General features: G+C 30.3%; 1 protein-coding gene. It reads right to left on the bottom strand.

What is annotated here, in order from left to right; all coding sequences use genetic code 11:
• Positions 1 to 48: 48 nt before the first annotated feature.
• The coding region (locus tag CCAL9328_RS10560) for an LPD7 domain-containing protein (protein WP_349304204.1) at positions 49 to 1,540 on the bottom strand (1,492 nt) is incomplete at its 5' end.

Genomic DNA, 1,540 nt, shown 5'->3' with positions numbered 1-1,540 from the left:
GTTAAAGTGTGTTTTTGGATTTTAGGGGGTATTTTGTGCGTTTATTAGCTATCTACTCCAACCACGTTGCTGATTTTGTTTTTCGCTATCTTTTTTCACCATATCTTTAGTCGTCATAGAAAGTACTTTTAAAAATAGCTCTTTTTCTTTATTTTCTATATCTTCTAAACTTGGCTTATTTTCTTGTTTAATTGTGCTTAATATCTTTTCTTTAGCGTTTCTGATATAATCGTTTGGCGTTGCTATCATTGGCTCTCTGAGTTTCGTTTTTAAATATTCTTGTTGCTCTATTAGTTTATATCTACCTAAAATCGAATATAGTCTATATATATCATCGTTGTTATCAATAAAAATCTGATTTTCGATTTTATTGATAAAATTTAAATCTATTTGCGCTTGGCTTTGTTGTTCTTGTTTTAATTGATTGTCTAGTTTATCTAAAATTCTTTCTTGTCTTTCTTCACTTGCTTTCCAATTTTCTTGGAGACTTTGCTTACTTTCTGCTTCTAATTCTTTATTTTGCTCCTGTTTTAATCTGGTTTCTAATTCTTGTATTCTTTTGTTTTTAGCGCTGATTTCTTGGTTTTGGGCTTGTATTTCTTGATTTTTTTTAGTTATGATTTCATCGATTTCATTGTAATGAACTCTTTTAATTTTTTCTTTTTCTGCTTTTGATTGCTCTAAAATCGATTGAATTTGAGCTTCAAACTCAGCTCTAGCTCTTTCTATCTCTGCTTTTTTCTCTTGCTCTTTGATTTCTTTGATTTGCTTAGCAACTTCTGCTTTAAACTCTTTACTTCCAGTGATTTCTAATTGCTCTAAATCCCAACCTTTTTTTTGAGCGAGTTTTATCATTATAGCCACGCTTTCAGGTGTGAAATTTTTAGATACTAGTTGCGTATTATTGTCCTTTATTTCCCAATTTTGCGATTTATTTATGATTATTTTTTGCTCTTTATTGTAATACAATCTTGATAAATCAACTTCTTTGCTTATATCGTTGTAGGCTTCATCGAACAATTTAGCTTTAAAATCCGTTTTTAAAGTGCTTATGGTTTCTTCATTGTTGTTTTTGGCTTCTAAATATTTCACTTTGGCTTCAAGTTCTTGCAATATATTGCTTTGATCTTGATAGCTTTTATACATATCTTCAAAAATTGCTTCGTTATTGACTTTATCACTCCAAAAGCTCTTTTTTGTGTGTTTTTCAGTTAATTCTTGCACCCACTTTTCAAAGTCGTTTTTAGTATTAAATCGTAATAGTTTTTTTTCTCTATTTATCTCTTGAAAATATTCTTTGGTATATCCTTGATCTTTACTATCTTTTCGCAGTTGCTCAAGCTCTTTTTTTAACTCAGCTTTGCTTAGCTTTTCTTGTTCTAGCTCAGCTTTTAACTCTTTTTGGGTTTTTCTCTCTTGTTCTTTGATTTGCGCATATTTGCGTGGCTCTACTCTTTCACGCTTTGAAATTCGTTTATCTTGTCCCCTTTCCATACCTAAAATTTCTGCAACTTCAGTCTGGATTTGTCGCAAAATTTTT

It is taken from the genome of Campylobacter sp. RM9328 (assembly GCF_012978615.1).
This window is presented reverse-complemented; position numbering and strand designations above follow the sequence as displayed.